Origin of the sequence: Aquibium carbonis (assembly GCF_003970795.1) — a bacterium.
GTDB classification, from domain to species: Bacteria; Pseudomonadota; Alphaproteobacteria; order Rhizobiales; family Rhizobiaceae; genus Aquibium; species Aquibium carbonis.
In genome coordinates this window covers 1-19355 of the sequence record NZ_RWKW01000137.1, presented here as the reverse complement: position 1 = coordinate 19355, position 19355 = coordinate 1, and the positions used below count along the sequence as shown (strand labels likewise).

Genomic DNA, 19355 nt, shown 5'->3' with positions numbered 1-19355 from the left:
GGCGCGTGCAGGTGCTGTCGGTGACGCATGCGCCGCAGGTGGCCGCGCGCGCGGCGACGCATTTCCTGATTTCCAAGTCCGGCGGAAGCGACCGGGTGGCCACCGGCGTTGCGCAACTGCCGCGCCCGGCGCGGCAGGAGGAGATCGCCCGCATGCTGGCCGGCGCGACCATCACCGACGAGGCGCGCGCGGCGGCGGGGCGGCTGCTGGCGGAGACGGAGTAGGGGGCTTCGTCCGCCGGGTCGTCGTGCCTTCGTCGTCATGAGGCGTCAGCTTCGCAAATGGCACCCTTGAACCCATCGCGCGGGGCTGCACATAGTCGGCCGTTCGCAGACAGTCCGGAATCCCCGCCATGAGCCTTCCCGCCAAGCCGATCGAGACCCTGACGCTCGAGGAACCCGCCACCGAGGCGAAGCGGCTGGCGGCGGAGGTGGCGCGCCACGACGAACTCTACCACGGTCAGGACGCGCCCGAGATTTCCGACGCCGAATACGACGCGCTGCGGCAGCGGCTGCTGGCGCTGGAAGCGGCCCATCCCGAACTGGCGAGCGAGGGGTCGCCGACGCGGGGGGTGGGGACGGCACCGTCCGGCACGTTTTCGGAGGTGCGGCACGCCAGGCCCATGCTGTCGCTCGACAACGTCTTTTCCGACGGGGACGTGACGGATTTCGTCGGCTCGGTGCGGCGCTTCCTGGCGATGGCCCCGGAGGCGGAACTCGTCTTCACCGCCGAGCCGAAGATCGACGGGCTGTCGATGTCGCTGCGCTACGAGAACGGGCGGCTGGTGACGGCGGCGACGCGGGGCGACGGCACGACGGGCGAGAACGTGACCGCCAACATCCGCACCATCGACGAGATTCCCGACGAACTTCCGGCCGGCGTGCCGGACGTGATCGAGGTGCGCGGCGAGGTCTACATGCGCCGCGACGACTTCATGGCGCTGAACGAGCGCATGGCCGGGAGCGGCCAGCCGCCCTTCGCCAACCCGCGCAACTCGGCGGCCGGCAGCCTGCGGCAGAAGAACCCCGAGGTGACGAAGTCGCGGCCGCTGAAATTCTTCGCCTATGCCTGGGGCGAGACGAGCGAGCCGCTGGGCGAGACGCAGTTCGACGCGGTGAAGCGGCTGGGCGACTGGGGATTCCAGACCAACGAGCTGATGGCGCGCTGCGCCTCGCTCGACGAGATGATCGCGCAGTACCGCCGGATCGAGGCGATGCGGGCGGCGCTGCCCTACGACATCGACGGCGTGGTCTACAAGGTCGACCGGCTGGACCTGCAGGAGAGGCTCGGATTCCGCTCGCGCTCGCCGCGCTGGGCGACCGCGCACAAGTTCCCGGCGGAGAAGGCGACCACGGTGCTGGAGCGCATCGACATCCAGGTGGGCCGCACCGGCGCGATGACGCCGGTGGCGCGGCTTTCGCCGGTGACCGTCGGCGGCGTGGTCGTGACCAACGCGACGCTGCACAACGAGGACTACATCAGGGGGATCGGCAATGACGGCCAGCCGATCCGGGAGGGCAGGGACATCCGCGAGGGCGACACGGTGATCGTGCAGCGGGCCGGCGACGTGATCCCGCAGATCCTCGACGTGGTGCTTGAGAAGCGGCCGCCGAGCGCCGAGCCGTACCGCTTCCCGCATGCGTGCCCGGTCTGCGGCAGCCACGCCGTGCGCGAGGAGGGCGAGGCGGTGTGGCGCTGCACGGGCGGGCTGGTGTGCCCGGCGCAGGCGATGGAGCGGCTGCGCCATTTCGTCTCCCGCAACGCGATGGACATCGAGGGGCTGGGCGAAAAGCAGATCGAGTTCTTCTTCACCACCGACAAGGCCGCGCAGCGCATCGCCGCGCCGGCCGACATCTTCACGCTGAAGGCGCGCCAGGACGCCTTGCCCGACACGCTGGAGGGGTCGCTGCAGCGGCTCGACAAGGTCGAGGGGTTCGGCGAGGTGTCGGTGCGCAAGCTCTTCGCCGCCATCGACGAGCGGCGACGGGTGGCCTTGTCGCGCTTCCTGTTTGCGCTCGGCATCCGCCACATCGGCGAGACCAACGCCCGGCGGCTGGCGCGCCACTTCCTCTCGTTCGACAAGCTGCGCAAGGCGGCGGAAACGGCGCGCGCGCCGGAAGGCAAGGGCGACCCGGGCAACGAGGAATGGCGCGAGATCGTCGGCGTCAACGGCATCGGCGACGTGGTGGCGGAGGCGCTGGTCGATTTCTTCGCCGAGGGACACAATCGCGAGGCGGTCGACGCGCTGCTCGCCGCCGGCGCGGTGCCGCTCGACGAGGAGCCCGTGGGCGAGGTGTCGTCGCCGGTCGCCGGCAAGACCATCGTCTTCACCGGCGCGCTGGAGCGGATGTCGCGCGACGAGGCCAAGGCCATGGCCGAACGGCTGGGCGCCAAGGTCGCGGGTTCGGTGTCGAAGAAGACCGACCTCGTGGTGGCCGGTCCCGGCGCGGGCTCGAAGCTGAAGCAGGCGACCGACCTCGGCATCGAGGTGATCGACGAGAACGCCTGGTTCGACCGCGTCGGCGGGTGAGGGCGACGCAACGCGGCAATTTCGCCCGCGCGGGGCGAGGGCGGCTGAAATTCCCGCGAATCGATCCGCGCCTCGTGACAAAACGGCGTTGCGCGCAGGCGAACGACTGTGTATGTAGCCGCTCGCGCCTAGGGGTATAGCTCAGTTGGTAGAGCGGCGGTCTCCAAAACCGCAGGTCGCAGGTTCGAGCCCTGCTGCCCCTGCCAGCGCCGCACGGCCGGTCATGCGGCTGTCACCGGCGAATGCTACCGCTACGAGGCGCGGCACAGGCGAGGCGGCATCGGTCCCGAGGACGGGGCGATGGACCGCCCGGAACATTTTCCACATCCACCCTTGCGTGTCGACGGAATCGTCTTTATGTAGCGCTATCCAGACAAGCGGTGCGTGGAGCCACGATCGGCTTTACGTGCCTTTATTGCATGGGCGGATGATCGCTTCCCGGAAGCCGGTCGTTCCTCGTGATGAGGCAAGTTTCCCGTCGAGCGGGACGATCCAGAAGACCCGGTCCACGGGTTCTGAAAGCAGAGCGGCATATGGCGTCGAAGACTTCGAATCCCTTCATCTTCCTGCAGCAGGTGCGTCAGGAGACGTCGAAGGTGACGTGGCCGTCCCGCCGCGAGACGCTGATCTCGACCGTCATGGTGCTTGCCTTCGCGTTCCTCGCCGCGATCTTCTTCTTCGCCGCCGACCAGATCCTGGCTTTCGGCGTCGAGTTGATTCTCGGCATCGGTCGATAACGCCGGCGACTAAGGAGAGCACCTGACATGACCGCGCGGTGGTACATCGTCCACGCCTATTCGAACTTCGAGAAGAAGGTCGCCGAGGACATCGAGCACCAGGCCAAGCGCAAGGGCCTGTCCGACCAGATCGAGCAGATCGTGGTCCCGACCGAGAAGGTCGTCGAGATCCGTCGTGGCCGCAAGGTCGATTCCGAGCGCAAGTTCTTCCCGGGCTACGTGCTCGTGCGGGCGAACCTGTCGGATGCGGTGTTCTCGCTGATCAAGAATACCCCGAAGGTGACCGGCTTCCTGGGCGATTCGCGTCCGGTTCCGATCACCGATTCCGAGGCCGACCGGATCCTGCACCAGGTGCAGGAAGGCGTCGAGCGGCCGAAGCCCTCGATCACCTTCGAGATCGGCGAGCAGGTGCGCGTCTCCGACGGCCCGTTCGCCTCGTTCAACGGCTTCGTCCAGGAAGTGGACGAGGAGCGTTCGCGTCTCAAGGTCGAGGTGTCGATCTTCGGCCGGGCCGTCCCGGTCGATCTGGAATTCGGCCAGGTCGAGAAGGGCTGAGCCGGACAATCCCGCCAGCCACAGGCCGGCGGGTGAAGCGGGGCGGTCGCCCCGGTTCGAATGGGTGGGAGGGGCACGTGGCTGAAGCCGGCCTCGGACCCGCACCACCCGACTGCAACCGCCGGATCGGTCCGGCACAACAAGGGCAGAAGAGAAATGGCTAAGAAAATCGTCGGCCAGCTCAAGCTCCAGGTCGCAGCGGGATCGGCGACGCCGTCGCCCCCGATCGGCCCGGCGCTCGGTCAGCGCGGCATCAACATCATGGAGTTCTGCAAGGCGTTCAACGCCCAGACCCAGGAGATGGAGAAGGGTCAGCCGACCCCGGTGGTCATCACCTACTACCAGGACAAGTCGTTCACCTTCGTCATGAAGACGCCGCCGGTGAGCTACTTCCTCAAGAAGGCGGCCAACCTGAAGTCCGGCTCCAAGGAGCCCGGCAAGCAGAAGGCCGGCGAGATCTCCCGCGACAAGATCCGCGAGATCGCCGAGAAGAAGATGAAGGACCTGAACGCCAACGACGTCGACGCAGCGATGCGCATGGTCGAAGGCTCCGCCCGTTCGATGGGCCTCGAGGTGGTGGGATAAGATCATGGCAAAGAAGATCGCCAAGCGCGTCGCCAAGTCCCGCGAGGGCATCGACGTCAACAAGTCCTACGACCTCGCCGAAGCCGTGAAGATGCTCAAGGAGCGCGCCACGGCCAAGTTCGACGAGACGATCGAGGTCGCGATGAACCTCGGCGTCGATCCGCGCCATGCCGACCAGATGGTCCGCGGCGTCGTGAACCTGCCGAACGGCACCGGCCGCACCGTGCGCGTGGCGGTGTTCGCCCGCGGCGCCAAGGCCGAGGAAGCGACCAAGGCCGGCGCCGACATCGTGGGCGCCGAGGATCTGGTGGAGATCGTGCAGAAGGGCGAGATCAATTTCGACCGCTGCATCGCGACGCCGGACATGATGCCGCTGGTCGGCCGTCTGGGCAAGGTGCTCGGCCCGCGCGGCATGATGCCGAACCCGAAGGTCGGCACCGTGACCATGGACGTGGCCGCGGCCGTGAAGGCTTCCAAGGGCGGCGCCGTCGAGTTCCGCGTCGAGAAGGCCGGCATCATCCACGGTGGCGTGGGCAAGGCTTCCTTCGAGCTGGACAAGCTGGTCGAGAACGTCCGCGCCTTCGCCGACGCCGTCGTCAAGGCCAAGCCGGCCGGCGCGAAGGGCAACTACATCAAGCGGGTCGCCGTGTCGTCCACGATGGGCCCCGGCCTCAAGATCGATCCGGCGACGCTGAACGCGGCGTCCTGACGAATTCAGGGGAGGCGCCTGCGCCTCCGAAACGAATTCCGGGCCTCCGGGCCCGGATCGGCGGAAGGGAAACCTTCCGTCTTCCTGTCCGAGATTGCAGGCGGGTCGGTTCAGTCCGGTCCTTAATCCTCACGGGTCTGCATGAGACGGGGTCGAGCCGACACGGAAGCGAACGCATCGCTTCGGGGAAGGTTTCGAACCGTGTGTGCCTTTTGTCAGCACGCTTCGGCGGACCATGCGTCCGGCGGGCGAGGCGAAAGGGGGCAGGATCCTCGAGCGCCGCTCGGGCGATTCTTATGGATTGTCCCGGCCGGCAAAAGGCAACCCGGCAGTCTCTCCCCCGGGAGGGATCGCCAACTGGAGATAGGCAGTGGACAGAGCGGAAAAACGCGAACTCGTCACGGACCTGAACGGAGTCTTCCAGACTTCCGGCTCGGTGGTCGTGGCCCACTATGCCGGTATCACCGTTGCGCAGATGAACGATCTTCGTACGAAGATGCGCGCAGCCGGCGGTTCCGTCAAAGTCGCGAAGAACCGTCTCGCCAGAATCGCTCTTCAGGGCACGCCGTCAGAGGCGATGCAGGACCTGTTCATCGGACAGACCCTGATCGCCTATGCGGAAGATCCGGTCGTCGCGCCGAAGATCGCATCCGAGTTCGCCAAGGGGAATGACAAGCTCGTCATCCTCGGTGGCGCCATGGGTGAGACCTCGCTCGACGTCGAGGGTGTGAAGACGCTTGCGACGCTCCCGTCGCTCGACGAGCTTCGCGCCAAGCTGGTGGGGATGATCTCCACGCCGGCAACCCGGATCGCCCAGGTCGTCAACGCGCCGGCGGCACAGCTCGCCCGCGTCTTTGGCGCCTACGCCCGGAAGGACGAGGCGGCATGAGGCCGGTCCTCGGACACAACAACACACGTTCGAACACATTCTCATTGAAGGAATACAACAATGGCTGATCTCGCCAAGATCGTAGACGACCTTTCCAGCCTCACCGTCCTCGAGGCGGCCGAGCTGTCCAAGATGCTCGAAGAGAAGTGGGGCGTTTCCGCCGCCGCTCCGGTGGCCGTGGCCGCTGCCGGTGGTGGCGCCGCCGCTGCCGCTCCCGTCGAGGAGAAGACCGAGTTCGACGTCGTGCTGGTGGAAGCCGGCGCGCAGAAGATCAACGTCATCAAGGAAGTCCGCGCCATCACCGGCCTGGGCCTCAAGGAAGCCAAGGACCTGGTCGAAGGCGCGCCGAAGCCCGTCAAGGAAGCCGTGTCCAAGGCCGATGCCGACAAGTTCAAGGCCCAGCTGGAAGCAGCCGGCGCCAAGGTCGAGCTGAAGTAAGGACCGCGTTGAGGCGGACGGGCCAGTCCCGTCCGCCGACCCCGCCCGAGGGCTGCGTTCGGGACGATGACCGGGAACCCATTTCCAGACGGCCGAAAACGGCCTTCCGGAAACGGGTTTTCACCTGTTTTGACTTCCGCCGCTCCTCGAAGCGGCGGCGACGAACGACAAGCCAGTATGGCAGCAAGGAGCGACGATGGCCCAGACCCACACGTTCAACGGTCGCAGGCGCGTACGCAAGTTCTTCGGAAAGATTCCGGAAGTTGCGGAAATGCCGAACCTCATCGAGGTTCAGAAAGCATCCTATGATCAGTTCCTGATGGTAGAGGAGCCGGAAGGCGGACGGCCGGACGAGGGGTTGCAGGCCGTCTTCAAGTCGGTGTTCCCGATCTCCGACTTCTCGGGCGCGTCGATGCTGGAATTCGTCAAGTACGAGTTCGAGCATCCGAAGTTCGACGTCGACGAGTGCCGCCAGCGCGACCTGACCTATGCGGCGCCGCTGAAGGTGACGCTGCGGCTGATCGTGTTCGACATCGACGAGGACACCGGCGCCAAGTCGATCAAGGACATCAAGGAGCAGGACGTCTACATGGGCGACATGCCGCTCATGACGTCGAACGGCACCTTCATCGTCAACGGCACCGAGCGCGTCATCGTCTCGCAGATGCACCGCTCGCCGGGCGTGTTCTTCGACCACGACAAGGGCAAGTCGCATTCCTCGGGCAAGCTTTTGTTCGCCGCCCGCGTGATCCCCTATCGCGGCTCCTGGCTCGACATCGAGTTCGATTCCAAGGACGTCGTGCATGCGCGCATCGACCGTCGCCGCAAGATCCCGGTCTCGTCGCTGTTGATGGCGCTGGGCATGGACGGCGAGGAGATCCTGTCGACCTTCTACAACAAGCTGTCGTTCCAGCGTGACGGCGACGGCTGGCGCCTGCCGTACTCGGCCGACCGCTTCCGCGGCCGCAAGGCCGTGACCGAGCTCGTCAACGCCGACACCGGCGAAGTCGTGGTCGAGGCCGGCAAGAAGATCACCGCGCGCCAGGCGCGCCAGCTCGCCGAGAAGGGCCTGAAGTACATCCGCGCGACGGAAGACGACGTCTATGGCAGCTACCTGGCCGAAGACATCGTCAACCCCGAGACCGGCGAGATCTTCCTCGAGGCCGGCGACGAGATCGACGAGAAGACGCTGAAGGTGCTGCTCGATTCGGGCCTGGACGACATCCAGGTGCTCGACATCGACCACATCAACATCGGCGCCTACATCCGCAACACGCTGGCCGTCGACAAGAACGAGACCCGGCAGGACGCGCTGTTCGACATCTACCGCGTCATGCGTCCGGGCGAGCCGCCCACCCTCGACACCGCCGAGGCGATGTTCAACTCGCTGTTCTTCGATTCGGAGCGCTACGACCTGTCGGCCGTCGGCCGCGTGAAGATGAACATGCGCCTCGAGCTCGACGCCGCCGACACGGTGCGCGTGCTGCGCAAGGAGGACATCCTGGCCGTGGTCAGGACGCTGGTGGAGCTGCGCGACGGCAAGGGCGAGATCGACGACATCGACAATCTCGGCAACCGCCGCGTGCGCTCGGTCGGCGAGCTGATGGAGAACCAGTACCGCGTCGGCCTGCTGCGCATGGAGCGCGCGATCAAGGAGCGCATGTCCTCGATCGAGATCGACACGGTCATGCCGCAGGACCTGATCAACGCCAAGCCGGCGGCCGCCGCCGTGCGCGAGTTCTTCGGCTCCTCGCAGCTGTCGCAGTTCATGGACCAGACGAACCCGCTGTCGGAGATCACCCACAAGCGCCGCCTGTCGGCGCTCGGACCCGGCGGCCTGACCCGCGAGCGCGCCGGCTTCGAGGTGCGCGACGTGCACGTCACCCATTACGGCCGCATCTGCCCGATCGAGACGCCGGAAGGCCCGAACATCGGCCTGATCAACTCGCTGGCGACCTTTGCCCGGGTCAACAAGTACGGCTTCATCGAGAGCCCGTACCGCAAGATCGTGGACGGCAAGGTGACGCATGACGTGGTCTACCTGTCGGCGATGGAGGAGGCCAAGCACTACGTCGCGCAGGCCAACGCCGTGCTGGACGAGCAGGGCCAGTTCACCGAGGAATTCGTCATCTGCCGGCATGCCGGCGAGGTGATGATGACGCCGCGCGAGAACGTCGACCTGATGGACGTGTCGCCCAAGCAGATGGTCTCGGTCGCCGCGGCGCTGATCCCGTTCCTCGAGAACGACGACGCCAACCGCGCGCTGATGGGCTCGAACATGCAGCGCCAGGCGGTGCCGCTGGTTCGCGCCGAGGCGCCGTTCGTGGGCACCGGCATGGAGCCGATCGTGGCGCGCGATTCGGGCGCCGCCATCGGCGCGCGCCGCACCGGCATCGTCGACCAGGTGGACGCGACGCGTATCGTCATCCGCGCCACCGAGGATCTCGATCCCGGCAAGTCGGGCGTCGACATCTACCGGCTGATGAAGTTCCAGCGCTCGAACCAGAACACCTGCATCAACCAGCGTCCGCTGGTGCGCGTGGGCGACCGGATCGAGAAGGGCGACATCATCGCCGACGGTCCGTCGACGGATCTCGGCGACCTGGCGCTCGGGCGCAACGTGCTCGTCGCGTTCATGCCGTGGAACGGCTACAATTACGAGGACTCCATCCTGCTGTCGGAGCGGATCGTGTCTGACGACGTCTTCACCTCGATCCACATCGAGGAGTTCGAGGTCGCCGCGCGCGATACCAAGCTCGGACCGGAGGAAATCACGCGCGACATTCCGAACGTGTCGGAAGAAGCGCTGAAGAACCTCGACGAGGCCGGCATCGTCTACATCGGCGCGGAAGTGGCGCCGGGCGACATCCTGGTCGGCAAGATCACGCCGAAGGGCGAGAGCCCGATGACGCCGGAGGAAAAGCTCCTGCGCGCCATCTTCGGCGAGAAGGCGTCGGACGTGCGCGACACCTCCATGCGCATGCCGCCCGGGACCTTCGGCACCATCGTCGAGGTGCGCGTCTTCAACCGCCACGGCGTGGAGAAGGACGAGCGCGCGATGCAGATCGAGCGCGAGGAAATCGAGCGTCTCGCGAAGGACCGCGACGACGAGCAGGCGATCCTCGACCGCAACGTCTATTCGCGCCTCGTCGACATGCTGAACGGCAAGGAAGCGATCGCCGGGCCGAAGGGCTTCAAGAAGGGCTCGACCCTTTCGAAGGCCGTGCTCGACGACTATCCGCGCTCGCAGTGGTGGCAGTTCGCGCTCGAGGACGAGAGGCTCCAGAGCGAGCTCGAGGCGCTTCGCGGCCAGTACGACGATTCCAAGAAGGCGCTCGAGCAGCGCTTCATGGACAAGGTCGAGAAGGTGCAGCGCGGCGACGAGATGCCCCCCGGCGTCATGAAGATGGTCAAGGTGTTCGTGGCCGTGAAGCGCAAGATCCAGCCGGGCGACAAGATGGCCGGCCGTCACGGCAACAAGGGTGTCGTGTCGCGGATCGTGCCGGTCGAGGATATGCCGTTCCTGGAAGACGGGACGCATGCCGACATCGTGCTCAATCCGCTGGGCGTGCCGTCGCGCATGAACGTTGGCCAGATCCTGGAGACGCATCTGGGCTGGGCCTGCGCGGGCATGGGCCGCAAGATCGGCGACCTGGTCGAGGCCTATCGTTCGGGCGGCGACATCAAGCCGCTGCGGGCGACGCTCGAGGAGCTGATCCCGGACAACGACCGCAACGAGCCGGTGCGGCGCTACGACGACGAGAGCGTCGTGCGGCTCGCCGACCAGATGAAGCGTGGCGTTTCCATCGCCACGCCGGTGTTCGACGGCGCCAACGAGGCCAACATCAACGAGATGCTGGAACAGGCGGGCCTGCACACGAGCGGCCAGTCGGTGCTCTACGACGGACGCACGGGCGAGCCGTTCGACCGCAAGGTGACGATGGGCTACATCTACATGCTCAAGCTGCACCACCTGGTGGACGACAAGATCCACGCGCGTTCGATCGGGCCCTACAGCCTCGTCACCCAGCAGCCGCTGGGCGGCAAGGCCCAGTTCGGCGGCCAGCGCTTCGGCGAGATGGAGGTCTGGGCGCTGGAAGCCTATGGCGCCGCCTACACGCTGCAGGAGATGCTGACGGTGAAGTCGGACGACGTGGCCGGCCGCACCAAGGTGTACGAGGCGATCGTGCGCGGCGACGACACCTTCGAGGCCGGCATTCCGGAGAGCTTCAACGTTCTCGTCAAGGAAATGCGGTCGCTGGGTCTGTCGGTCGAGCTCGAGAACAGCCGTCTCGACGACGTGCGCCTGCCCGACGCGGCCGAGTAACTGCTCCTGGCGCGCCGAACGCGGCGCGCCTTTCCCGGCTGCCCGACAGGGGTGGCCGGGCGACGTTCCAAGGCGGAGGAAGAGCCCGAGGGGGTTCCTCGTCCGCCGGCAGTCCGGGCCTGACGCCCGGAGATTTTTCGAAAAGGGGATCGGCGACGATCCCTAACAGGAGAACGGCATGAACCAAGAGGTCATGAATCTCTTCAATGCGCAGGTTCCGGCGCAGACATTCGATTCCATCCGGATCTCGCTCGCCAGCCCCGAGAAGATCCTGTCGTGGTCCTACGGCGAGATCAAGAAGCCCGAGACGATCAACTACCGCACGTTCAAGCCCGAGCGTGACGGCCTGTTCTGCGCGCGCATCTTCGGCCCGATCAAGGACTACGAGTGCCTGTGCGGTAAGTACAAGCGCATGAAGTACAAGGGCATCATCTGCGAGAAGTGCGGCGTCGAAGTCACGCTGAGCCGCGTGCGCCGCGAGCGCATGGGCCACATCGAGCTGGCGGCGCCGGTTGCGCACATCTGGTTCCTGAAGTCGCTGCCCTCGCGCATCGGCACGCTGCTCGACATGACGCTGAAGGACATCGAGCGCGTTCTCTACTTCGAGAACTACATCGTCACCGAGCCGGGCCTCACCGACCTGAAGCAGCACCAGCTGCTGTCGGAAGAGGACTACATGGCTGCCGTCGACAATTTCGGCGAGGATTCCTTCACCGCCATGATCGGCGCCGAGGCGATCCATGAACTGCTGGCCTCGATGGAGCTCGACCGGATCGCCGTGCAGCTGCGCGACGACCTGGCGACCACCACGTCCGACCTGAAGCAGAAGAAGCTTCTGAAGCGGCTCAAGGTGGTCGAGAACTTCATGGAATCGGGCAACCGTCCCGAGTGGATGATCATGAAGATCATCCCCGTGATCCCGCCGGACCTGCGTCCGCTGGTGCCGCTGGACGGCGGCCGTTTCGCCACGTCGGACCTGAACGACCTCTATCGTCGCGTCATCAACCGCAACAACCGCCTCAAGCGGCTGATCGAACTGCGCGCGCCGGGCATCATCATCCGCAACGAGAAGCGCATGCTGCAGGAGGCCGTCGACGCGCTGTTCGACAACGGCCGCCGCGGCCGCGTCATCACGGGCGCCAACAAGCGTCCGCTGAAGTCGCTCTCCGACATGCTGAAGGGCAAGCAGGGCCGCTTCCGCCAGAACCTGCTCGGCAAGCGCGTCGACTATTCCGGCCGCTCGGTCATCGTGACCGGTCCGGAGCTCAAGCTGCACCAGTGCGGCCTGCCGAAGAAGATGGCGCTGGAGCTGTTCAAGCCCTTCATCTACGCCCGCCTCGACGCCAAGGGTTACTCCTCGACCGTCAAGCAGGCCAAGAAGCTGGTCGAGAAGGAGAAGCCGGAAGTCTGGGACATCCTCGACGAGGTCATCCGCGAGCATCCGGTGCTGCTGAACCGCGCGCCGACGCTGCACCGCCTGGGCATCCAGGCCTTCGAGCCGATCCTCATCGAAGGCAAGGCGATCCAGCTTCACCCGCTGGTCTGCACGGCCTTCAACGCGGATTTCGACGGCGACCAGATGGCGGTGCACGTGCCGCTGTCGCTGGAAGCGCAGCTCGAAGCGCGCGTGCTGATGATGTCGACCAACAACATCCTGCATCCCGCCAACGGCCAGCCGATCATCGTGCCGAGCCAGGACATGGTTCTGGGCCTCTACTACCTGTCGATCGTCAACCAGAACGAGCCCGGCGAGGGCATGGTGTTCGCCGACATCGGCGAGCTGCATCATGCGCTCGAGACGAAGGCGGTGACGCTGCACACCAAGATCAGGGGTCGCTTCAAGACCGTCGACGCAGAGGGCAAGCCGACGTCGAAGATCCACGAGACGACGCCTGGCCGCATGCTCATCGGCGAACTGCTGCCGAAGAACGCCAACGTTCCGTTCGACATCTGCAACCAGGAGATGACGAAGAAGAACATCTCCCGCATGATCGACACGGTCTACCGCCACTGCGGCCAGAAGGAGACGGTGATCTTCTGCGACCGCATCATGCAGCTCGGCTTCGGCCATGCCTGCCGCGCGGGCATTTCGTTCGGCAAGGACGACATGCTGATCCCGGACGCCAAGGCGGACCTGGTGGCCAAGACCGAGGCGCTCGCCAAGGAATACGAGCAGCAGTACAATGACGGCCTGATCACCCAGGGCGAGAAGTACAACAAGGTGGTCGACGCCTGGGCGAAGTGCTCGGAGAAGGTCGCCGAGGAGATGATGGGCCGCATCAAGGCGGTCGAGTTCAACGCCGATGGCCGTCAGAAGCCGATGAACTCGATCTACATGATGTCGCACTCCGGCGCGCGTGGCTCGCCCACGCAGATGCGCCAGCTGGCCGGCATGCGCGGCCTGATGGCCAAGCCGTCGGGCGAGATCATCGAGACGCCGATCATCTCGAACTTCAAGGAAGGCCTGACCGTTCTGGAGTACTTCAACTCCACCCACGGCGCCCGCAAGGGCCTGGCCGACACCGCCCTGAAGACGGCGAACTCGGGCTACCTGACGCGTCGTCTCGTCGACGTGGCGCAGGACTGCATCGTCAATGCGGTCGACTGCGGCACCGAGAAGGGCCTGACCATGCAGCCGATCGTGGATGCGGGCCAGGTCGTGGCCTCGCTCGGCCAGCGCGTCTTGGGCCGCACGGCGCTCGACGACATCAACCACCCGGTCTCCGGCGATCTGATCGTCAAGGCCGGCACGCTGATGGACGAGCGCGACGTCGAGGCGATCGAGAAGGCGGGCATCCAGACCATCCGCATCCGCTCGGCGCTGACCTGCGAAGTGAAGGTCGGCGTGTGCGCGGTCTGCTACGGTCGCGATCTGGCACGCGGCACGCCCGTCAACCAGGGCGAGGCCGTCGGCGTCATCGCGGCGCAGTCGATCGGCGAGCCGGGCACCCAGCTCACCATGCGTACCTTCCACATGGGCGGTACGGCGCAGGTGGTCGACAGCTCTTTCCTCGAGGCCTCCTACGAGGGCACCGTGCAGATCCGCAACCGCAACGTGGTGCGCAACTCGGACGGCCACCTGGTCGTCATGGGCCGCAACATGGCCATCGTCATCCTCGACGAGGGCGGCAAGGAGCGGGCGGTTCACCGCGTCACCTACGGTTCGCGCATCTTCGTGGACGAGGGCGACAAGGTGAAGCGCGGCCAGCGCGTGGCCGAGTGGGACCCCTACACCCGTCCGATCCTCACCGAAATCGAGGGCAGGGCGGAGTTCGAGGATCTCGTCGACGGCATCTCCGTGCAGGAGACCACCGACGAATCGACGGGCATCACCAAGCGCGAGGTCATCGACTGGCGGTCGACGCCGCGCGGTTCGGACCTGAAGCCGGCGATCACCATCCTCGATTCCAAGGGCAAGGTGGGCAAGCTCGCCAAGGGCGGCGACGCCCGCTTCATGCTCTCGGTGGAGGCGGTGCTGTCGGTGGAGCCGGGCTCGCAGGTGCGTCCGGGCGACGTCGTCGCGCGTATCCCGATGGAAAGCGCCAAGACGAAGGACATCACGGGCGGTCTGCCGCGCGTGGCGGAACTGTTCGAGGCCCGTCGGCCGAAGGACCATGCCATCATCGCCGAGATCGACGGCACGGTGCGGTTCGGACGCGACTACAAGAACAAGCGCCGCATCATCATCGAGCCGCACGAGGAAGGCGGCGAGCCGGTCGAGTATCTCATCCCGAAGGGCAAGCCGTTCCATCTCCAGGACGGCGACGCGATCGAGAAGGGCGACTACATCCTCGACGGCAACCCGGCGCCGCACGACATCCTGGCGATCAAGGGCGTGGAGGCGCTTGCGTCCTACCTCGTCAACGAGATCCAGGAGGTCTACCGACTGCAGGGCGTGTTGATCAACGACAAGCACATCGAGGTGATCGTTCGCCAGATGCTGCAGAAGATCGAGATCACGGAGCAGGGCGACTCGGTCTACATCCCGGGCGACCATGTCGACGTGATCGAGTTCGACGAGATCAACGACCGCCTGGTCGAGGACGGCAAGAAGCCGGCGCAGGGCCAGCCGGTTCTGCTCGGCATCACCAAGGCCTCGCTGCAGACGCCGTCCTTCATCTCGGCCGCCTCCTTCCAGGAGACGACCCGCGTGCTGACGGAAGCGGCGGTCGCCGGCAAGACCGACACGCTGCAGGGCCTGAAGGAGAACGTCATCGTCGGCCGCCTCATCCCGGCCGGCACCGGCGGCACGATGAGCCAGATCCGGCGCATCGCCAAGGCTCGCGACGAGCTGATCCTCGACGAGCGCCGCAAGGCCTCGGGCGTGGAGATGGCCGAGCCGATGCTGGCCGACATGTCGCACACGCCGGCCGAATAGGCCGACGCCCGCCAGGGAACGAACGAAAGGGCCGCCGGAGCGATCCGGCGGCCCTTTCGCGTGTCTGTGGAGGCTGGCGGTGGTCGGCGGCGGCAGGGCGCGTGCCGGCCGGTAGGCCGGAATCCGCGCCGACATGACGTTAAGTGAAGTAGATCACATACCGCGTGACAAAGGCCGGGATAGAGAAGAAGACGCGGCAGTCGATCGGGTCAATGACCTCCCAGCCGCATTCTGGCCGTCCGGACAATGCCCCGCCGGACGGCCTTTTTTCATACCCGTCCGCGCCCGAGGCACCGGGTGCCCGATCCGGCGCCCGAATCGGGGAATGGGTCAGGCCGGCTCGTCGAACGTGACGACCGACACCTCGCCTTCGAGAGCGCCCTGATAGGCCGACAGATGCGGCTCGTCGTCGGGAACGCCGTCGAGATCGCCGATCTGGTCGAACTCGGCTTCGGCGTAGCCCTCCTTGGCCAGTGATTCGAGGGCGATGCGCACCGCCGTGTCGTCATCCGGGGCGATCAGAAGGACATGGACGCCTTCCGACTCACCTCCCTTCCGGCGCCAGACACGGCCGGTGATGATGGTGACGGGGCGGGCTTCGTTGTCGTTCATGTATATCTGCTTCCGAATCGATGGCTGGCAGGGAATCGTTGCCCCGCCGATGGTCGTTGTGGCACCGAATGGCACGTCGCGACAGCGCGGCCATGGTCACATTGCGTTTCGAACGGCTCGATTTTTGTCAGATCGTGCCCCCGCATGGCCGATCTGCGCTCCGATCATGGCTTCGACGCGAAACTTGCCCGGTCGGGCTTGACGATCCCCTTCGTTGAGGGTAGAAGCCGCCTCGTCTGAGCCGATGTGAGACTTGGCCTTTCGGAGCGACCCGCTCTGAAGTTCGTCTCAAACAGGGTTCGTTTTACGAGCGACGACATTTCAGGCGTGCACGAAGCGCAATGCGCTTCCTCTGCTATTTGTTCGGGCAAGATCGCGAAAGCGGTTTTTGGCCTGAATTTGCGTATGGAAGTGGCGCTTCTAACGGCCCCGAAACGGGCTTTGGACACCGATTTGAACAAGAGGGAAGGTTGAATGCCTACCGTAAACCAGCTGATCCGCAAGCCGCGCACCGCGCCGGTGAAGCGCAACAAGGTTCCGGCCATGCAGGCCAACCCGCAGAAGCGTGGTGTCTGCACGCGCGTCTACACGACGACGCCGAAGAAGCCGAACTCGGCGCTGCGCAAGGTGGCGAAGATTCGCCTCGTGAACGGCTTCGAAGTGATCGGCTACATCCCCGGCGAGGGCCACAATCTTCAGGAGCACTCCGTGGTCATGATCCGCGGCGGCCGCGTGAAGGATCTTCCGGGCGTTCGTTACCACATCATCCGCGGCGTGCTCGATACCCAGGGCGTCAAGAACCGCAAGCAGCGCCGGTCCAAGTACGGCGCGAAGCGTCCGAAGTGACCAGAGCTTAGCGAGGCAGAGAGACCCATGTCCCGTCGTCATAGTGCAGAGAAGCGTGAGATCAATCCGGACCCGAAGTTCGGCGACCTGATCGTCACCAAGTTCATGAACGCCGTCATGCATCACGGCAAGAAGTCGATCGCCGAGACCATCGTCTACGGCGCGCTCGACCAGGTTCAGGCGAAGACCAAGCAGGAGCCGGTGACGGTCTTCCACCAGGCGCTCGACAACGTGGCGCCGCATGTGGAAGTGCGTTCGCGCCGCGTCGGCGGCGCCACCTACCAGGTGCCGGTCGACGTCCGTCCGGAGCGCCGCCAGGCGCTGGCCATCCGCTGGCTGATCACGGCCGCCCGCGGCCGCAACGAGACGACCATGGTGGACCGGCTGTCCGGCGAACTGATGGACGCGGCGAACAATCGCGGCACCGCCGTCAAGAAGCGCGAAGACACGCACCGGATGGCGGAAGCCAACCGCGCCTTCGCGCACTACCGCTGGTAATCCAGGTCGACACGCAAGCGAGAGGCACCTCCCATGGCCCGCGAGTACATGATCGAAGACTACCGAAATTTCGGTATCATGGCGCATATCGACGCCGGCAAGACGACGACGACCGAGCGCGTGCTCTACTACACCGGCAAGTCCCACAAGATCGGCGAAGTCCATGACGGCGCCGCGACGATGGACTGGATGGAGCAGGAGCAGGAGCGCGGCATCACCATCACGTCCGCCGCGACGACGACCTACTGGACCGGTCGCGACGGCAAGATGCGCCGCTTCAACATCATCGACACCCCCGGCCACGTCGACTTCACCATCGAGGTTGAGCGTTCGCTGCGCGTGCTCGACGGCGCCATCGCGCTGCTCGACGCCAATGCCGGCGTGGAGCCGCAGACCGAGACCGTGTGGCGCCAGGCCGACAAGTATCACGTGCCGCGTCTCATCTTCTGCAACAAGATGGACAAGATCGGCGCCGATTTCTATCGCTCCTACGAGATGATCGGCTCGCGCCTCGGCGCCCAGGCCGTCGTCATGCAGCTGCCGATCGGTGCGGAGAACGATTTCGCCGGCGTGGTCGACCTCGTCGAGATGAACGCGCTCGTCTGGCGCTCCGAGAATCTCGGCGCCGAGTGGGACGTCGTCGAAATCCCGGCCGACCTGAAGGCTCGCGCCGAGGAGTTCCGCGAGAAGCTCGTCGAGGCGGCGGTCGAAATGGACGAGGGCGCGCTCGAGCGCTACCTCGACGGCGAGATGCCGTCGAACGAGGAACTGCGCTCGCTGATCCGCAAGGGCACGATCGCCGTCAAGTTCTTCCCGATGTTCTGCGGCTCGGCCTTCAAGAACAAGGGCGTGCAGCCGCTGCTCGACGCCGTCGTCGACTACCTGCCGGCCCCTAACCAGGTTCCGGACATCAAGGGCGTCGATCCCAAGACCGAAGCCGAGATCGTGCGCAAGTCGTCGGACGACGAGCCGCTGTCGATGCTCGCCTTCAAGATCATGAACGACCCGTTCGTCGGCTCGCTCACCTTCTGCCGCATCTATTCGGGCAAGCTCACGAAGGGCATCTCGCTCGACAACACGGTGAAGGGCAAGAAGGAGCGCATCGGCCGCATGCTGCAGATGCACTCCAACTCGCGCGAAGACATCGAAGAGGCGTTCGCCGGCGACATCGTCGCGCTGGCCGGCCTCAAGGACACGACCACGGGCGACACGCTGTGCGACCCGCTGAAGCCGGTCATCCTGGAGCGCATGGAATTCCCCGATCCGGTCATCCAGATCGCGATCGAGCCGAAGACCAAGGGCGACCAGGAGAAGATGGGCCTCGCGCTCAACCGTCTCGCCGCCGAGGATCCGTCCTTCCGCGTCAAGACGGACGAGGAGTCCGGCCAGACGATCATCGCCGGCATGGGCGAACTGCATCTCGACATCATCGTCGACCGCATGCGCCGCGAGTTCAAGGTCGAAGCCAATGTCGGCGCCCCGCAGGTCGCCTACCGCGAGACGATCACCAAGGTCGCCGAGATCGACTACACGCACAAGAAGCAGACCGGCGGCACGGGCCAGTTCGCCCGCGTCAAGATCATCTTCGAGCCGAACCCCGAGGGCGAGGACTTCGTGTTCGAGTCCAAGATCGTCGGCGGCTCGGTGCCGAAGGAATACATCCCGGGCGTCCAGAAGGGCATCCAGAGCGTCATGTCGTCGGGTCCGGTCGCGGGCTTCCCGATGCTGGGCGTGAAGGCCACGCTCATCGACGGCGCCTTCCACGACGTCGACTCCTCGGTCCTCGCCTTCGAAATCGCCTCCCGCGCGGCTTTCCGCGAAGGTGCGCAGAAGGCCGGCGCCCAGTTGCTCGAGCCGATCATGAAGGTCGAGGTCGTGACGCCGGAAGACTATGTCGGCTCCGTCATCGGCGACCTCAACGGCCGCCGCGGACAGATCCAGGGCCAGGAAGCGCGTGGCAACGCGGCCGTCATCAACGCGATGGTGCCGCTCGCCAACATGTTCAAGTACGTGGACAACCTGCGTTCGATGTCCCAGGGCCGCGCCCAGTACACGATGCTGTTCGACCACTACGAACCGGTTCCGAACGCCGTCGCGCAGGAAATCCAGAAGAAATACGCATAAATCCCGCGGGATTTAGAGCCTACAGAAATTAACGCCCCCTCGCGGGCAGCAGAGATGGAGACCTCACATGGCAAAAGGTAAATTCGAGCGCACCAAGCCTCATGTGAACATCGGCACGATCGGTCAC

Annotated in this window: 13 protein-coding genes, 1 tRNA gene and 1 pseudogene; 14 read left to right on the top strand and 1 reads right to left on the bottom strand. The window is 65.5% G+C overall.

Annotated elements, in window-relative coordinates:
• The 11 genes and pseudogenes from EJC49_RS24435 to rpoC all read left to right on the top strand — a co-directional run.
• Window positions 1–224, top strand: a pseudogene (locus EJC49_RS24435) (DNA repair protein RecN); the annotation flags it as partial.
• A gap of 128 nt (window positions 225–352) precedes the next feature.
• Window positions 353–2530: an NAD-dependent DNA ligase LigA gene (gene ligA, locus EJC49_RS24430; protein WP_126702539.1), complete on the top strand. Its 2178-nt coding sequence runs from the start codon at window positions 353–355 to the stop codon at window positions 2528–2530.
• 130 nt (window positions 2531–2660) lie between these two features.
• Window positions 2661–2736 (top strand) — tRNA-Trp (locus EJC49_RS24425).
• A 327-nt stretch (window positions 2737–3063) separates the two neighbouring features.
• Window positions 3064–3267, top strand: coding sequence for a preprotein translocase subunit SecE (secE, locus tag EJC49_RS24420; RefSeq protein WP_126702538.1), 204 nt, complete (start codon window positions 3064–3066; stop codon window positions 3265–3267).
• A 27-nt stretch (window positions 3268–3294) separates the two neighbouring features.
• Complete coding sequence (gene nusG / locus EJC49_RS24415) at window positions 3295–3822, top strand: transcription termination/antitermination protein NusG (protein WP_126702537.1); 528 nt, start codon at window positions 3295–3297, stop codon at window positions 3820–3822.
• Window positions 3823–3978: 156 nt separating this feature from the next.
• Window positions 3979–4407 (top strand): 50S ribosomal protein L11, encoded by a 429-nt coding sequence (gene rplK, locus EJC49_RS24410; RefSeq protein ID WP_126702536.1) that lies wholly within the window; start codon window positions 3979–3981, stop codon window positions 4405–4407.
• Between the two features lie 4 nt (window positions 4408–4411).
• On the top strand, window positions 4412–5116 hold the full coding sequence (gene rplA / locus EJC49_RS24405; protein WP_126702535.1) for a 50S ribosomal protein L1: 705 nt from the start codon (window positions 4412–4414) through the stop codon (window positions 5114–5116).
• Between the two features lie 370 nt (window positions 5117–5486).
• The gene (gene rplJ / locus EJC49_RS24400; protein ID WP_126702534.1) at window positions 5487–6005 is read left to right on the top strand and encodes a 50S ribosomal protein L10; all 519 of its coding nucleotides are present in this window, start codon (window positions 5487–5489) and stop codon (window positions 6003–6005) included.
• Between the two features lie 60 nt (window positions 6006–6065).
• Window positions 6066–6443 carry a 50S ribosomal protein L7/L12 gene (rplL, locus tag EJC49_RS24395; protein WP_126702533.1) on the top strand — a complete coding sequence of 126 codons (378 nt, stop codon included), beginning with the start codon at window positions 6066–6068 and terminating at the stop codon, window positions 6441–6443.
• A gap of 196 nt (window positions 6444–6639) precedes the next feature.
• A complete protein-coding gene (gene rpoB, locus EJC49_RS24390; RefSeq protein ID WP_126702532.1) occupies window positions 6640–10770 on the top strand; it encodes a DNA-directed RNA polymerase subunit beta in 4131 nt (1376 codons plus the stop codon).
• A 178-nt stretch (window positions 10771–10948) separates the two neighbouring features.
• Window positions 10949–15148, top strand: a complete 4200-nt coding sequence (rpoC, locus tag EJC49_RS24385) for a DNA-directed RNA polymerase subunit beta' (RefSeq protein WP_126702531.1) — start codon at window positions 10949–10951, stop codon at window positions 15146–15148.
• Between the two features lie 330 nt (window positions 15149–15478).
• On the opposite strand, the gene EJC49_RS24380 is transcribed toward rpoC, so the two are convergent.
• Entirely contained in the window at window positions 15479–15760 is a 282-nt protein-coding gene (locus EJC49_RS24380) for a transcriptional regulator (protein ID WP_126702530.1), read from the bottom strand.
• A 474-nt stretch (window positions 15761–16234) separates the two neighbouring features.
• Here EJC49_RS24380 and rpsL point away from each other — a divergent pair, with 474 nt between their 5' ends.
• The 3 genes from rpsL to fusA are packed head-to-tail and all read left to right on the top strand — an operon-like array spanning window position 16235 to window position 19228.
• Window positions 16235–16606, top strand: a complete 372-nt coding sequence (rpsL, locus tag EJC49_RS24375; protein ID WP_126702529.1) for a 30S ribosomal protein S12 — start codon at window positions 16235–16237, stop codon at window positions 16604–16606.
• 27 nt (window positions 16607–16633) lie between these two features.
• Complete coding sequence (gene rpsG / locus EJC49_RS24370) at window positions 16634–17104, top strand: 30S ribosomal protein S7 (RefSeq protein ID WP_126702528.1); 471 nt, start codon at window positions 16634–16636, stop codon at window positions 17102–17104.
• Window positions 17105–17137: 33 nt separating this feature from the next.
• Window positions 17138–19228 carry an elongation factor G gene (gene fusA / locus EJC49_RS24365; protein ID WP_126702527.1) on the top strand — a complete coding sequence of 697 codons (2091 nt, stop codon included), beginning with the start codon at window positions 17138–17140 and terminating at the stop codon, window positions 19226–19228.
• The last annotated feature ends 127 nt before the right edge of the window (window positions 19229–19355 follow it).